14 protein-coding genes are annotated in these 15416 nt (G+C 70.1%); 10 read left to right on the top strand and 4 right to left on the bottom strand.

Going from position 1 to position 15416, the window contains the following annotated elements; translation table 11 throughout:
- Positions 1–86: 86 nt before the first annotated feature.
- Positions 87–1355 carry a hypothetical protein gene (locus AC5L3X_RS28355; protein WP_494860936.1) on the top strand — a complete coding sequence of 423 codons (1269 nt, stop codon included), beginning with the start codon at positions 87–89 and terminating at the stop codon, positions 1353–1355.
- Positions 1356–1428: 73 nt separating this feature from the next.
- Positions 1429–1641 carry a hypothetical protein gene (locus AC5L3X_RS28350; protein WP_189129137.1) on the top strand — a complete coding sequence of 71 codons (213 nt, stop codon included), beginning with the start codon at positions 1429–1431 and terminating at the stop codon, positions 1639–1641.
- A gap of 31 nt (positions 1642–1672) precedes the next feature.
- On the opposite strand, the gene AC5L3X_RS28345 is transcribed toward AC5L3X_RS28350, so the two are convergent.
- Complete coding sequence (locus AC5L3X_RS28345) at positions 1673–2395, bottom strand: glycosyltransferase family 2 protein (protein ID WP_494860935.1); 723 nt, start codon at positions 2393–2395, stop codon at positions 1673–1675.
- A 205-nt stretch (positions 2396–2600) separates the two neighbouring features.
- On the opposite strand from AC5L3X_RS28345, the gene AC5L3X_RS28340 reads away from it, so the two are divergent.
- Both AC5L3X_RS28340 and AC5L3X_RS28335 read left to right on the top strand, forming a co-directional pair.
- Complete coding sequence (locus AC5L3X_RS28340) at positions 2601–3791, top strand: amidohydrolase family protein (protein ID WP_494860934.1); 1191 nt, start codon at positions 2601–2603, stop codon at positions 3789–3791.
- Between the two features lie 453 nt (positions 3792–4244).
- A complete protein-coding gene (locus AC5L3X_RS28335) occupies positions 4245–5258 on the top strand; it encodes a fatty acid desaturase family protein (protein WP_494860933.1) in 1014 nt (337 codons plus the stop codon).
- 42 nt (positions 5259–5300) lie between these two features.
- Here the strand turns inward: AC5L3X_RS28335 and AC5L3X_RS28330 are convergent, their stop codons facing one another.
- Positions 5301–5513, bottom strand: coding sequence for a hypothetical protein (locus AC5L3X_RS28330; RefSeq protein WP_189129139.1), 213 nt, complete (start codon positions 5511–5513; stop codon positions 5301–5303).
- Between the two features lie 53 nt (positions 5514–5566).
- On the opposite strand from AC5L3X_RS28330, the gene AC5L3X_RS28325 reads away from it, so the two are divergent.
- The 5 genes from AC5L3X_RS28325 (at position 5567) to AC5L3X_RS28305 (ending at position 9934) form a co-directional block, all read left to right on the top strand.
- Positions 5567–6712 (top strand): sensor histidine kinase, encoded by a 1146-nt coding sequence (locus AC5L3X_RS28325; RefSeq protein ID WP_494860931.1) that lies wholly within the window; start codon positions 5567–5569, stop codon positions 6710–6712.
- Positions 6709–7377: a response regulator gene (locus AC5L3X_RS28320; RefSeq protein WP_189129140.1), complete on the top strand. Its 669-nt coding sequence runs from the start codon at positions 6709–6711 to the stop codon at positions 7375–7377. Before AC5L3X_RS28325 ends, AC5L3X_RS28320 begins: the two co-directional genes overlap by 4 nt.
- Positions 7378–7475: 98 nt before the next feature.
- On the top strand, positions 7476–8726 hold the full coding sequence (locus AC5L3X_RS28315) for a cytochrome ubiquinol oxidase subunit I (protein ID WP_494860929.1): 1251 nt from the start codon (positions 7476–7478) through the stop codon (positions 8724–8726).
- A 9-nt stretch (positions 8727–8735) separates the two neighbouring features.
- Positions 8736–9476, top strand: a complete 741-nt coding sequence (locus AC5L3X_RS28310; RefSeq protein ID WP_189129142.1) for a cytochrome d ubiquinol oxidase subunit II — start codon at positions 8736–8738, stop codon at positions 9474–9476.
- A gap of 65 nt (positions 9477–9541) precedes the next feature.
- Complete coding sequence (locus AC5L3X_RS28305; RefSeq protein WP_189129151.1) at positions 9542–9934, top strand: VOC family protein; 393 nt, start codon at positions 9542–9544, stop codon at positions 9932–9934.
- Positions 9935–10037: 103 nt separating this feature from the next.
- Here the strand turns inward: AC5L3X_RS28305 and AC5L3X_RS28300 are convergent, their stop codons facing one another.
- Together AC5L3X_RS28300 and AC5L3X_RS28295 are read right to left on the bottom strand one after the other, a co-directional pair.
- Complete coding sequence (locus AC5L3X_RS28300; protein WP_494860927.1) at positions 10038–11807, bottom strand: bifunctional metallophosphatase/5'-nucleotidase; 1770 nt, start codon at positions 11805–11807, stop codon at positions 10038–10040.
- 69 nt (positions 11808–11876) lie between these two features.
- Positions 11877–13541 (bottom strand): alpha-amylase family protein, encoded by a 1665-nt coding sequence (locus AC5L3X_RS28295; RefSeq protein WP_494860925.1) that lies wholly within the window; start codon positions 13539–13541, stop codon positions 11877–11879.
- A 191-nt stretch (positions 13542–13732) separates the two neighbouring features.
- Here AC5L3X_RS28295 and AC5L3X_RS28290 point away from each other — a divergent pair, with 191 nt between their 5' ends.
- A complete protein-coding gene (locus AC5L3X_RS28290; protein WP_494860923.1) occupies positions 13733–15274 on the top strand; it encodes a M28 family metallopeptidase in 1542 nt (513 codons plus the stop codon).
- Positions 15275–15416 lie beyond the last annotated feature (142 nt).

The raw sequence follows: 15416 nt of genomic DNA, 5'->3' as shown, positions 1-15416 counted from the left end.
TTCAGTCACGTTGACAGCATCATCACGCTCCTCCACCCTTGTCCAGGGCGCTGGTTGTCACGAACCGGACGGCACGGAGGGCGCCGATGGCCGAGCAGCTGCTTTCCGACGTCGAGCACCGGGTGACCGAAGAGGCGTTCCGCCGGGGCGCCACGGTGGACGAGATCGTCGCGCTGCTGGTGAGCCGGCGCGTGGTCCCCACCGGCGCGGCCGGCCAGCTCGGCGGTGGGGTCCCGGTCGGCGACGCGGACGCCCGCACGGTCGCCGTCCTGCCGGCCCGCGATCCCGGCGCCCCGCTGTCCGATCCGCGCCCCGGCGTCGAGGCGGCGTACGCCACGCTCCTCGCGGAGACCGACGCCGAGTTCGCGACGCTGCCCGACCTGGCGCGACGGGGATTCCGGCCGCTGAAGGACGAGCCGTTCGGCAGCGATCTGGAGAAGTACCGGTTCATGCGGGCGGTCTACCACCGGGAGGGCTGGCGCTGCCCACACACGGCGATCTTCGCGCACATCGTGCCCGCGACCTTCTTCGGACGCCCGGTGGCGGGCGGCGTGCACAGCACGATGCTGCCGCTGCTGGCGCGGGTCGAGGCGTTCGTGCGCCGGCTCAATCCGGCCGCGGCGCGGCAGATGAGCGGTGAGACCTTCAGCGTCGGCGGTTTCGTGCCGCGTCACGTCGCGGGCTCGGACGAACTCTCCAACCACGCGTTCGGCCTGGCGCTGGACATCGATCCCGACTGGAATCCCATGCTCAAGGGAAATGTCGTGCTCGTGGCGTTCCGGCGGGCCACCGGCGTGGATTTCGGCCAATGGCTGTACGCGGCGAGTTCGGTGGACGCGCTGGCCGAGGTCTACAAACGGGTCGCGGCCGCCTCCGAACGGCTCAAGGTCTGGCTGCGGCGCCTGCTTCCCGCGTACCACGACGAGGAGATCATGCGCGCCGACCTGGACCGGGCGCTCAAGAAGGCGAGCACCAGGGCGGCGGCCCGCGCGAAGCTCAAGGAGCTCGACGAGCAGGTGAGCGGAGATCCCGACCGGGCCGCGCTGAAGGTGCTCGTCGACGCCTACGGGATCACCCGGGTGCGCGGCTGGGCCGACCACGGCGTCATCACCATCCCGGCGGCCGTGGTGCACGCCTGGGAGGGCGCGCACCCGCTCTGCCGCTGGGGCGGCAACTACCAGCACAGCAAGGACATGATGCATCTGGAGGTGCTGGCCCGCTCGGCGCTGTCCCGGGCGAGAACGGCACGCGTCCGGGATCTGGCGGATCTGGCCCGGGGCGAGCCGCCCGCGCGGCCGGCCTGCGCGCCGATCACCTGGTCTGACCAGGCCGTTCTGGGAGCGAACCGCCGATAAATCATCGAATGGTGGATTGAGTGCCACGTCAAGTGATGCAATGGGTCGAGCCGTATTCACCCGAGGAGACCCGTTGACAGACAACCTCGACCTGGCCGCGAGCGCCCAGCAGTTGGCGGACGCGGCGCCCGCGGGATCCCTTGACCGCGTGGCGGCGACCTCCGTCGCCATCACGCTGGCCACCACCCGCGACGCCGAACAGGCCCGCAAGACGCTCGACGGGCTCTCCCCCGACGACGTACGGCAGGCGGCGGTAACGCTGTTCGACCGGCTCTCGACCGGCTGACCCGGCCGGCCCGCCGACTGCGGGCCCGTGGTCAGACCTGGTCGGCGGCCAGGACTGCGCGCAGGTCGGCGATGGTGCGCAGGGTGCCGCGGACGGTCCCGGTCACCTTGGCGCGGTTCGTCCGCGGCAGGTAGTCGACGTCCCTCTCCATGATCCGCCAGCCGGCGGTGGAGGCGCGCAGCACCATCTCCAGCGGATAGCCGAACCTGCGGTCGGCCAGCCCCAGCATGAGCAGCGCCCGGCGGCGACAGGCGCGCATCGGTCCGAGATCGCGCACCGGGATCCCGGACGTCCTGCGCAGTTGCCAGGCCAGCAGGGCGTTCCCCAACCGGGCGTGTGCCGGCCAGACATGCTTCGCGGAGCCCGCGGAGCCCGCGGCGCTCGCGAAACCTCCGGATTCGGCGGAGGTCGGGCGGGCCGGGGCGCGCAACCGGCGACGGCCGAGGACCAGGTCGTACTCCCTTGCCAGCACGGGGTCCGCCACGCGGGGCAACTGGCGCGGATCCAGCGAGGCGTCCGCGTCCATGAAGCAGACCACCTCGGCCGTGGCCGCCAGCAGTCCCGCATGGCAGGCGGAGCCGAACCCTCGCCGCCGCTCCCGCACCACCGTCGCTCCGTACGACTCGGCGATCCGGGCGGAACCGTCGGTCGAGCCGTTGTCCACGACGATCGGCCGGTATCCGACCGGCATCCGCTCCAGCACCCACGGCAATGTTTGGGCCTCGTTGAGGCAGGGCAGCACAACATCGATCATGATCAGACGGTAGATCCGGGCTTTCCGGCTAACCCTTACGAAGTCATGACGCGTCCCCCTAAATCGCCCAGGTCTGCTGTAATGAGCGGGGTGCGATCAGGGGCGTACCAGCCGGTCCTTCTGGTGAGAAGTGGCCGGAAAATGGGTGCGCATCTCGGTAGGGATTACCCGTGACAGCCTCGCCATCGAGGTTCACCGTGACGGCATGCTCACTATTCGCGCACGCCGTCTGTTCGACGGCCGGGACATGCACCACGACCGGGTGGTGACCGTCGCGAACGGGCGGATCACCGCCGTCACCGGCCCCGGCGGCGCGGTCATCGACCAGGGAGGGCCCGGCACGGTCGACTTCGGCGGCGGGTCCGGCGTCCCGTCCGAGAGCGTCGAGCTCGGGGACGCCACGCTGCTGCCCGGTCTCATCGACTGCCATGTCCACCTGGCCTTCGACGCGAGCCCCGATCCGCTGCCCGGCCTGGACGCGCCGGGGCTGATCGACCGGATGCGGGAGGCCGCGCGCCGGCACCTCGCCGCCGGCGTCACCACGGTCCGCGACCTGGGCGACCGGGACTTCCTGGCCCTGCGACTCGGGCTGGGCGCGACGGGTCCGGAGGTCCTCGCCTCGGGACCGCCGATCACCACCACGAAGGGGCACTGCTGGTTCCTCGGCGGCGAGGCCGACGGGGAGGAGGCCGTCCGCGAGGCCGTACGGGAACGTGCCAGGCGTGGCGCGCACGTGATCAAGATGATGGTCACCGGGGGCGAGATGACGCCCGGCACGCACTCGCACCGGCGCCAGTACGGAGCGGCCGAGCTGAAGGCGGCGGCCGACGAGGCCCACGCGCACGGCCTGCCCATCACCGGGCACACCCACTGCGCCGAGGGCACCGCGTACGCGCTGGAGGCCGGTTTCGACTCGGTCGAGCACTGCTCGTTCTTCACCGAGGACTTCATCGAGGTGGACCACGGGCTGATCGCCCGGCTGGCCGCGTCGGGCGTCGTGGTGTCGATCACCGCCGGCCTGGCTCCGGTCTCCGCGCCCCTGCCGCCCCGGATGCTGCGCCTGTTGCCCGCGCTCCGGGAGTCGCTGCGGGCGCTGGGCGCCGCCGGCGTGTCGTTCGTGATCGGCACCGACGCCGGCATCGCGCCCGTAAAGCCGCACGGCGTGCTGCCGTACGGGGCGCAGATGCTGGTCGAACACGGTTTCGCTCCGCTCGACGTGCTGCGGTCGATCACCTCGGCGGCGGCGCGCCACTGCCGGGTGGAGCACCGGAAGGGCCGGATCGCCCCGGGGTTCGACGCCGATCTGGTCGCGGTGGACGGCGACCCGCTGGCCGACATCACCGCGCTCCACCGGCCTCTGGCCGTCTTCCGGCAGGGTCGGCTCGTGTCCGCCTGACCCGGTCGCGCGCTGCCGGCGTCCGATCGGTCCCGGCTCTCGTCGCGGCGGGTCCGGGTACGGAGCGGGACCGCGCGGGTGGCGCGACTTTGTCCATCCTTTTTTCCCATATGACCTGTTCGTCCAGGTAACTCCGTGTGGGCGGGTATCCTCCATCTGTAACGAGGACCTCGCCGACATCGGCGGGGTCGTCGAACGTCTCACTCATGCCAGTCCCGTCGGCCCAGAGCCGACGATCCATACGTTCGTCCTGTCTCACGCCGTGTGAGACACCGCTGCCGGATCGCCGCCAGGCGCCGCCGGCCGCCTTCCCGGGACGGGGGCGGCGAAGCGGCGACATCCTGGTGCGAGGCGTAGGCCATCCCTTGGAGCGCCTACGCGATAGCGATCTTCCGTCCGCGCTGAGAATGCGCCAGTGTTGGTGTCAGTTTCCCCCGCGACAAAAGGAGTGCAGTGGCCGATCCAGTGACGATCGACACCAGGGGTAGTGATTTCGCTCAACTGGTCAGCAAGATCACCGAAGCGGGTCTGCTCGACCGGCGCCCGGTCTACTACACGGTCCGCATCTGCCTGGCCGCGGCCGCCTACCTCGGCGGTTGGGCGCTGTTCGTGTGGGTCGGCGACTCCTGGTGGCAACTGCTCGTCGCCGTGCTCATGGGCGTGATCTTCACCCAGTTCGGCTTCCTCGGACACGACCTGGGCCACCGCCAGGTCTTCAGGACCCGCCGGCCGAGCGACAACCTGGGCCTGGTGGTGGGCAACCTGTGCATCGGGCTCGGCTGGGGCTGGTGGAACACCAAGCACAACCGGCACCACGCCAACCCCAACCATGAGGACCACGACCCCGACGTCTCTCCCGCAGTGATCGTCTGGTCGACCGACCAGGCGCGGAGAAGCAATGGTCTGCCCCGGTTCATCGCCAAGTGGCAGGCGTTCTGGTTCTTCCCGCTGCTCACGCTGGAGGGGTGGCACCTGCACGTGGCCAGCTTCAAGTCGCTGGCCAATCCCTCCATGAAGCGCCGCCGCCTGGAGGGGGCCATGCTGGTCGCGCACGTCGTGGCCTACCTCGCGCTGGTCTTCACCGTGCTGCCGGTGGGCCTGGGCGTGTTGTTCCTGCTGGTGCACCAGGGGGTCTTCGGCCTCTACCTGGGCTCCACCTTCGCGCCCAATCACAAGGGGATGCCGATCCTCACCAAGGACGACAAGCTCGACTTCCTCCGCAAGCAGGTGCTGACCTCGCGCAACGTCAAGGGCGGCCATGTCCTCGACGTGGCGCTGGGCCAGCTCAACTACCAGATCGAGCACCACCTGTTTCCCAACATGCCGGCGCCCAACCTGCGCAAGGCGCAACCGATCGTCCAGCGTTACTGCGAGGAGATCGGCGTCAGCTACCTGGAGACAGGGCTGTTCGACTCGTACGGCCAGGCGCTGCGACACCTGCACGAGGTCGGCGCGCCGCTCCGCTGAATCGTCGCGTCGAGGGTGTGCCACGGCAGCCCTCGGCGCGCTTCAACTCCGCTGGAGCCGCTGCCGGAGATCGGCGCGGCGGCGTTCCAGGTCGGCGATCAGTTCTTCGCGCTCGTCGGCCATGGCGATCATCGCGCCGATCTCGATCTGATCGGTGGCTCCCATGTCGCCGATCTGCTCGCGCAGCTCCCTGTTCTCGGCACGCAACCTGGCAAGGTCCTCTTCCACCTGCAGAAGTTCGTCCTCAGTGCTCATCTCTCCGCTTTACCCAGCTTCGGGCCCGCCGCACGCGCGTGGAGAATGGGCGCATGCCGAGGATGTCGTCCAGCACGGTCGTGTCGCTCGTGGTGGTCGCCATCGCGCTCGTGGGCACGTTCCTCACGCCCCTGATCTGGCCGGGTGACGCGCGACCCGGCCCGCTTGACGTCGTGCTGCCGCTGGCGGCGGCCGGCGGCACGTTGCTGCGCACGCGGCAGCCCGTCGCGGCGCTGGTCATCGTGACGGCGTCGGTGGTCGTCTACTACCCCTTGGCCGCCTTCGACGGGCCGCTCATCATCCTGCCGTTCGTCGTGCTGTTCACCGCCGCCGACCGGGGGCACCTCGTCGCCGCCATCTCCACGGGGGCGGCCGCGCTGCTGGCCATGGGGCTCGGCGAGACGGGCGACGTCAGGCACGTCGACGACAGCGTGTTCCTGCTGATCACGGGCTGGGTCGTGGCGGCCATCGCGTTCGGCGGCGTCACCCGCAACCGGCGCGCCTACCTCCATGAGGCCGAGCGGCGGGCGGCCGACGCCGAGCACGGCAGGGAGGAGGAGGCCCGGCGGCGGGCCGGCGAGGAGCGGCTGCGCATCGCCAGGGAGCTGCACGACGTGCTCGGCCACAACATCTCCCTGATCAACGTGCAGGCGTCCGCGGCGCTGCACGGGCTGAAGAGGCGGCCGGAGGACGCCGAGGCGGCGCTGCGCACGATCAAGGAGACGAGCAAGGAGACGCTGCGCGAGCTGCGCACCACGCTCGGGGTGCTGCGCCAGGTGGACGAGGACGCGCCGGTCGCGCCCGCCGACAGCCTGGCCCGGGTGGACGAGCTGGTCGCGGCGACGGGGCTGACCGTGCGCACCGAGCTGACCGGGCCGCTGGACGAGCTGCCCACCGAGGTCGACCTGGCCGCCGCCCGGATCATCCGCGAGGCCCTGACGAACGTCTCCCGGCATTCCGGAGTCTCCACCGCCACGCTCGCCATAACCAACGAGTCCGGACATATTGTGATCCGCGTGGAAGATGATGGGCCGGGCGCCGCGTACACCGAGGGCAGCGGATTCGGATTGCAGGGGATGCGCGAGCGCGCCGCCGCGCTGGGCGGCACGCTGGAGGCCGGCCCCCGGCCGGAGGGTGGCTACCGCGTCGTCGCCGATCTCCCTCTGCACGGGGCCCCGCGCCCGGAGGGAGCCCGATGATCCGCGTGGTGCTGGCCGATGACCAACGTCTCGTACGGGCCGGGTTCCGGTCCATCCTGAGCGACGAGGACGACATCGAGGTGGTGGCCGAGGCCGCCAACGGCCTGGAGGCGGTGGCCGGGGCCCGCGAGCTGCGACCCGACGTGGTGCTGATGGACATCCGGATGCCCGAGCTCGACGGCCTGGAGGCGACCCGGCGGATCGTCGCCGACCCCCGGCTCGACGGCGTCAGAGTGATCATCCTGACCACCTTCGACCTCGACGACTACGTCTACGGCGCGCTCCGGGCGGGCGCCAGCGGGTTCCTGGTCAAGGACACCGAGCCGGCCGAGCTGATCCACGCGGTCCGGGTGGTGGCCAGGGGCGACGCGCTGATCGCGCCCTCGGTCACCCGGCGGCTCATCGCGGAGTTCGCCGCCCGGGTCAAGCGTCCCGAGCCCGGGCCCGAGCTCCACTCACTGACCGAACGCGAGCGCGAGGTCATGACGCTGGTCGCGGGCGGACTGACCAACGACGAGATCGCGGCCCGGCTGGTGGTCAGCCCGGCCACGGCGAAGACGCACGTCAGCCGGATCATGACCAAGCTCGGCGCGCGTGACAGGGCCCAGGTCGTGGTGCTCGCCTACGAGGCCGGGATGATCACCCCTGGGTGGCTTACACCCTGAGTCGTACGGGCCGGGGGCGCAATGATCCCCAGGATGTACGGCAGAGAGCATCCCCTGGTCCGACGCGGCGGCGGGAGCCGTACGGACATGATCTGCGCATGGAAACCGTGGACCTCGCCCGCCTGCAGTTCGCGCTCACCGCGGGCGCGCACTTCCTGTTCGTGGCGCTGACGCTCGGGCTGGCGACGCTGGTGGCGTTGATCCAGACCTGGGCGACCGTCACCGGCAGTCCGGTGCACCTGCGGATGACCAGGTTCTGGGGGCAGCTCTACGTCATCAACTACGCGATGGGCATCGTCACCGGCCTCGTGATGGAGTTCCAGCTGGCGCTGTCGTGGAGCGGGCTGACCGAGTACGCGGGCAGTGTGTTCGGCTCGGCGCTGGCGCTGGAGACGCTGGTGGCGTTCTTCATCGAGTCCACCTTCCTGGGCCTGTGGATCTTCGGCTGGGGCCGGCTCAACCGGTGGGTCCACCTGGCGGTGATCTGGGTGGTCACGCTGACGGCCTACGCCTCGGCGTTCTGGGTGCTGGTGGCCAACGGGTTCCTGCAGAACCCGGTGGGTCACGAGCTGGTCGACGGCACGCTGCGGCTCACCGACCTGGGCGCGATGGTGGCCAATCCGGCCGCGCGGGTCGCCTTCTACCACGTGCTCGGCGGCGCGATGACGACGGCCGCGTTCGTCATGGCCGGCGTGAGCGCCTACCACCTGCGCCGGCGCACCGCCGAGCACGAGCTGTTCCGCAAGTCGCTGCGCGTCGGCGTCGGCCTGGCGCTGCCGGCGACGCTGTTCACCGCGGCGATCGGCGGCATCGGCTTCGAGACGCTCCAACCGGCCAAGGCCGCCGCCTGGGTGGGCGACACCGAACGCCTGGCCAGGATGCAGGCGGAGATGGTGGCCGCACACGGCCCCGGCGACTATCTGCCGCCCGTGGGCTGGGTGCAGGGTGGCGCGATCACCATGCTGGCGGCGTTCGCGATCATGTTCTTCGTCGCGGGGCCGAGTCTGCTGCTCATGCTGATCCGTCCTGCCGTCCGGGGTTTCCGGCTCTGGCACTGGCTGCTGACCGCGATGATCCCGCTGCCGTTCGTCGCGATGCTGGGCGGCTGGATCTTCCGCGAGATGGGCCGCCAGCCGTGGACCGTCTACGGCCTGCTGACCACGGCCGACGCGATGTCGCCGGTGACGGGCGCGCAGATGGGGTTCTCGTTCGCGGCGTTCGTCACGGTGTTCGCCGTGCTGGTCTCGATCAACTACTGGTTGCTGGCCAGGGCCGCCCGGCGCGGGCCCGAGGCCGTGACGCTGGGCGACCGGCCGGTCGAGGCCCCCTCCCCTGTCCTGACCTTCTGAGGAGCCGTCATGGAGATCTTCATCCTGGCCTTCTTCGCGCTCGGCTACCTCGTGCTGGCCGGAGCCGACATCGGCGTCGGCATGCTGCTGCCCTACCTCGGCCGCTCGGGGGCCGAGCGGCGGGTGGTGATCGCCGCGATCGCGCCGTTCTTCCTCGGCAACGAGGTGTGGCTGGTGGCGACCGGTGGCGTGCTCGCCGGGCTCTTCCCCGAGCTCGAAAGCGAGCTGATCACCGGCCACTACAGCCTGGTCGTGGTGCTGCTGATGTCCTGGGTGATCCGCGACACGGGGCTGTGGCTGCGCGGGCGGCTGCCGGACACGGGATGGCAGCGCTGGTGCGACGGCGCGGTGGTGGCCGGCAGTTGGGGGCTGGCGCTGAGCTGGGGCCTGCTGCTCGGCCAGGTGCTGACCGGCATCGACGGGCCGCTCGCGGTGCTGCCCGCGCTGGTGGTGGCCGCCCTGTTCGCGGCGCACGGGCTGGCCTTCGCCGCGCTGCGGCTGCGCGGCGAGCCGCACCGGAGGGCGTCCATGCTGTCCGGGGGCGCGGGCGAGGCCCGCACCTTCGCGCTGACCGCTACGGCGTTCGCGGTGGTCGGCGTGCTGGTGGGCCTGCGCCTGCCGCTGTCGGCCGGCACGGCGGGCGCGGTGCTGGTGCCGGTGATCCTCGCGCTGATCCCGCTGCTGGTGGCCGCCCAGGCGTGGGTCTGGTGGACGTTCCGCCACCGCGTCACGGGCCCGTCCTACTTATAAGGGAGCGACCGGGCCTGTCCACTTACTAGGGAATGAACGGGCCTGTCCGGATGCTGTCCTGGCACATGACGGTACGTGAGCTGAGACTGGTCGTGACGGCCGAGGACTACGAGCAGGCGCTGGAGTTCTACCGCGACACGCTCGGGCTGCCCGAGCAGGGCGCCTTCGCCTCCCCCGACGGCGGCCGGGTGACGATCCTGCAGGCGGGGCGGGCGACGCTGGAGATCACCGATCCCCCCAACGCCGCCTACATCGACGAGGTCGAGGTGGGCCGCCGGGTGGCCGGGCACATCCGGGTGGCGTTCGAGGTGGACGACTCGGTCGAGGCGACGGCCCGGCTGGCGGAGGCGGGCGCCACGGTGATCGCCGAGCCGACCCGCACCCCGTGGAACTCACTCAACTCCCGCCTGGAAGGGCCGGCCGGGTTGCAGCTCACGCTCTTCGAGGAGCTGGGGTGACCGGGCGCGGCTGACGGCAACCGAGCCGGGGCGACCCGGGGCAGCTGACGGCAACCGCGCTGAGGAGACCGGGCGCGGTTGACGGCGCCCGGTCGCCTGCCGGTCAGAACAACGGCGCGCCGTCGCGGACGAGGCGCCAGTTCGCGACGGCGAAGTCGGCGGGGTCGATCGTGCCCTTCGCCGTCGCGTGCTCGATGAGCGCCTGGCGGATCTCCACCTGCGCGTTGTAGAGCACTGGGGCGCCGGTGACGTGCGGGAACCCGCCGCCGCCCGACTGCCGGTAGTTGTTGATCGCGACCACGAACTCCTTGTCGGCCGGCACCGGGGCCCCCTCGTAGCCGAGGTTGACGATGCGCCGTCCCACGGGCTTGGCCACGTCGATGTCGTAGGTGACGCCCGAGAGCTGGTCGTAGTTGTAGTCGGGGGTGTTGCCGGCGTTGGTCAGCCTGGACACGTCGACGGGGTCGCCGGGGGCCAGCTGGTTGAAGTACTTGGCGGAGTACTCCAGGTAGTCCTTGAGCTGCGCCCCGGTCAGCTTGATCGCCAGCAGCGTGTTGTCGTACACGTAGAGGCCGGCCACGTCGCGCACCCGGATGTCGCCGGCCGGGAAGACGGCCGAGCGGCTGAACGGCGCGGCGATCGACAGCACCGGCAGTTGGTTGTCCGGCAGCGCATGCTTGACGGTCTCGACCTGCACCTGCTGGATGTAGTCGAGGATCGGGGTGTCCTTGTACGGCGACTCGGTGGCCGAGAGCTGCTGGGCCGACTGGGCGACGACCGTGTTGACGTACTTGACGGTCGTGTCGTGCTGTGGCTTGAGCAGGTCGACGATCTTCGGGTCCTCGGCGACGGTGTTGGTGTTGAGCGTCGTGGCGGACTTGCCGGTGACGCTCCACTTACCGCGCTGCTTGGCCAGCTCGAAGTCGATGACGCTGAGCCGCTGGCCCCACTTGCCCGGCTCGGTCAGCAGCACCTGCTGCCCGGTGACCTTGTTCGTGACGAAGCGCTGGCTGACCTCGTTGTGCGCGTGGCCGAAGAGCACCGCGTCGATGCCGGGCACCTGCTCGGCGACCAGCGCGGAGGCGTTCTCGATCGGCAGGTCGGCGCCGTAGGAGGACATCCCGTTGTCGCCGGCGTGCGCGGTCACCACGACCACGTCGGCGCCCTGCCGCCTGATGACGGGCACCCACTGCCGGGCCGACTCCACCAGGTCGGTGAAGCGCAGCCTGCCCTCGACGTTGGCCTTGTCCCAGATGGCCACACCCGGGTTCGTCAGCCCGAGCACGCCCACCCTGACCGGCTTCTCGCCCTTGACCTTCATGGTCTTGATCACGAACGGCTGGTAGGCGGGCCGCCCCGAGGTGGCGTGGACGGCGTTGGCGCCGAGCACGGGCGCCTTCATCTGGCGCACCCAGGTGGCCAGCAGGGGCAGACCGTAGTTGAACTCGTGGTTGCCGAGGGTCACGGCGTCGTACCCGATGGCGTTCATGGCCTTGGCCATCGGGTGGATCTGGCCGGTCCGGGTGATCGGCTCGACCTTGGCGTAGTAGTACGCCAGCGGCGTGCCCTGGATCGTGTCACCCGAGTCGAACAGCAGCGTGCGGTCCGCCCCTCGCTCCGCGCGCACCTTGTCGACCAGCGACGACACCTTGGCCAGGCCTACGGAGTTGCCCGCGCTGTCGGCGTAGGCGGCGTCCTTGTAGTAGTCCCAGTTGACGGCGTTGCTGTGGATGTCCGACGTGCCCATCACGGTGACGGTGACGGTCCTGTCGCCCCCGGCCCTGTCCGCTCCGACGGCATGGGCGGCCGGGCCGACCAGCGCCAGCACGGTCAGCGCCGCGACTCCGGGCAGAGCGAGCTTCTTGGTCTGCATGGGCCGCACGGTAACCGCGGCACATTACCCAGTGATTACGATTCGCCCGGTATGTCGGCGGCTATCCGGCTACGGCGTGCTGGACTTGACCGAGGAGTCCTCGGGGGCGATCTCCGGCTCCGAGGCACGCAGCCAGCGACAGCCGTGCGGGCCGAGGGGCAGGTGGGCGACACCACGGTCCGAGACCTCCGTCGTGCCGTCCACGAGGAGATCGGTGAGCAGGCAGTTCTCCAGGCCGTCGAGCTTCAGGTCCACGTCCTGGGCCGTGTCGCTCAGGTTGTGCAGCACCACCACCGTCGCGCCGTCCGCGTCGCAGCGGTGGGCCAGCACCGCCGCGTTGCCCGTGTCCAGCACGGTGTGCTCGCCCCACGCCAGCTCGGGGCACTCCCGGTAACGCTCGATGAGCAGCTGGAACCAGCGCAGCAGCGAGTCGGTGTCGCGCTTCTGGTCGGCCACGTTCACCCGGTCGGGCGCGTACGCTCCGCCGGTCATCTCGCGGTCCGGCTCGGTCATGCTGAAACCGCCGTCGCCGGACCACTGCATGGGCACGCGCACCGCCATGCGCCCCTCGGCGTCGAGGTTCTCGCCCATGCCGATCTCCTCGCCGTAGAAGAGCACCGGGGTGCCGGGCATGGAGAAGAGCAGGCTGTAGGCCATCTTGATGCGCCGCAGGTCGCCGCCCATCATGGTCGGCAGCCGACGGCGCAGGCCGCGGCCGAAGATCTGCATGTCCTTCTCGGGGCCGAACGCCTCGAAGACCTCCTGGCGCTCCTCCTCGCTCAGCTTGTCCAGCGTGAGCTCGTCGTGGTTGCGCAGGAACACCGCCCACTGGCAGTCCTTCGGCGCCTTCGGCCGCTCCCGCAGCGCGGAGGCGAGCGGCTCGGCCTCGCCCCTGGCCAGCGACAGCCAGGCGCGCTGCATGGCGATGAAGTCGAAGCACATGCTGAGCTGGTCGCCGAGCCCGTTGCCGAAGTACTCGACGAGCTGGTCGTACGGCAGGTTGACCTCGCCGAGCAGCACCGAGCCGCCCTGCCGCCTGGTCATGAAGGCCCGCAGGTCGGCCAGGAAGTCGTGCGGGTCGCCGAGCTTCGGCTGGACGTTCTCGATGAGGAACGGCACGGCGTCCACCCGGAAGCCCGACAGCCCGAGCTCCATCCAGAACCCGAGGATCCGGGTGATCTCGTCGCGCACCGCCGGGTTGCCCACGTTGAGGTCGGGCTGGTGGCGGTAGAAGCTGTGCAGGTAGTACTGCTTGGTCTTCTTGTCCCACTCCCAGACGCTGTCCTCCTTGTCGGGGAAGACCATCTCCTCCGGGTCGGGCTCGGGCTTGTCCGACCAGACGTACCAGTCGCGGAACGGCGAGTCCTTGCCGGACCGCGCGTCCACGAACCACGGATGCTGGTCGGAGGTGTGGTTGACGACGAGGTCGGCGATGACCCGTAGCCCCCGGTCGTGCGCGGTCCGCATGAACTCCACGAAGTCGCCCAGCGTGCCCAGTCTCGGGTCGATGCTGTAGAAGTCGGTGATGTCGTAGCCGTCGTCACGGTTGGGGGTCGGGAAGAACGGCATCAGCCAGAGACACGTCACCCCGAGCCCGGCCAGATAGTCGATCTGCTGCGTCAGCCCTCGGAAATCACCGATGCCGTCGCCGTTGCCGTCCTTGTAGGTCTCCACGTCGAGGCAGTAGATGACGGCGTTCTTCCACCACAGATCAGAGGTATAGGTCAATCGCATGGCCCGCCCGCTACCCCCTTGCGGCGCGGGCATGCGGCCCTTACCGATCACCTGCGGGTTCGTGTGACATGTTCTGAGTCCGTGACGGAACAGATACATCCGCCATCTCCCCAATAACAGGATTAATCAATACGTTCAGGAGACGCGCGCATCTTCGACCCGGGTCCCCCAACGTTTCCGAGGAGCAATTCATGCGTTCCCGCTTACGTAAGGGCATGATCGGCGCGGTCGTCACCGCCGTCGCGCTGTCCTCCGTCGCCTTCGCCGGCCCGGCCAGCGCCCACCCCGGCAAGGACACCGTCGGCAAACTGGTCAAGGCCGTCTCCGGCAAGCACGTCAAGCAGCACCTACGGGCCTTCCAGGCGATCGCCGACGCCAACAACGGGACGCGCGTGTCCGGCACCCCCGGTTTCGACGCCTCCCGCGACTACGTGGCCAAGAAGCTGCGCAAGGCCGGTTACCACGTGACCATCCAGCCGTTCGAGTTCCAGTTCGAGGGGTACGTCACGCCGCCGGTCCTGGAACGAACCAGCCCGGCTCCCAAGGCGTACACCTACGGGTTCTTCAGCGACTACGTGGCCATGGGCGACTCTCCCGCCGGCTCGGCGACCGGCACGATCCAGGCCGTCGACCTCGTGCTGCCGCCCGGCCCGGCCAACAGCTCGACCTCCGGCTGTGAGGCGGCCGACTTCGCGGGGTTCGTCCCTGGCAACGTCGCCCTCATGCAGCGCGGCACCTGCAACTTCCGCGTCAAGGTGGACAACGCCATGGCCGCGGGCGCCGCCGGCGCCATCATCTTCAACGAGGGCCAGGAGGGCCGCACCGAGGTCGACCTCAACCCGGTCCTCGGCGGCCCCGGTGTGACCATCCCGTCCTTCTTCACCAGTTTCGCCGTCGGCCAGGAACTGGCGGCCACCGCGGGCACCACGGTCAAGATGAACTGGGACCCGATCTCCGAGGTCAGGACCACCTACAACGTGATCGCCCAGACGAAGAAGGGCGACCCGGCCAACGTGGTCATGGTCGGCGCGCACCTCGACGGCGTCCAGGAGGGGCCGGGCATCAACGACAACGGCTCGGGCAGCGCCGGCATCCTGGAGGTCGCGCTCCAGTTCGCCAAGACCAAGCCGAAGAACCAGGTGCGCTTCGCCTTCTGGGGCGCCGAGGAGTTCGGCCTGCTCGGCTCCGAGCACTACGTGAGCACGCTGACGGAGGAGGAGCGGGCCAAGATCGCGCTCTACCTCAACTTCGACATGATCGCCTCGCCCAACTACACCTTCGGCATCTACGACGGCGACGGCGACGCCTTCGGCACCGCGGGGCCCGAGGGCTCGGCGAAGATCGAGGAGGACTTCGAGAAGTTCTTCGCCGGCCGCGGCCTGCCGTTCACCGCGACCGCGTTCACCGGCCGCTCCGACTACGGACCGTTCATCGCCGCCGGCATCCCGGCGGGCGGCCTGTTCACCGGGGCCGAGCAGCTCAAGACCGCCGAGGAGGCCGCCATCTTCGGTGGCACGGCGGGCATCCCGCTCGACCCCTGCTACCACAGCGCCTGTGACGACATCCGCAACATCAGCGACAAGGCGCTTGACGTGAACTCCGACGCGATCGCGACCCTGGTGGCCACCTACGCCGCCGACACCGGCGGGATCGGCGCCGCCACCGCGTCCGCCCCGTCCTCGGCCCGCGCCTCGACCGCACGGGGCCACGCCCCGGCCGAAGCGCTGAGCTGACCCGCCCCTCCGGCGCCCGCACCTCCCGGTGCGGGCGCCTCCGCGTGTACGTCCTCCCAGGTGATGCGGCCATCAGCCACCCGAGGACCGCGGAGTTCGATGAGTTCATTCGAGCCCCGAGAAGGCTTATCCAGCGGTTGAG

The sequence above is a fragment of the Nonomuraea sp. CX421 genome (genome assembly GCF_059358955.1).
This window is presented reverse-complemented; position numbering and strand designations above follow the sequence as displayed.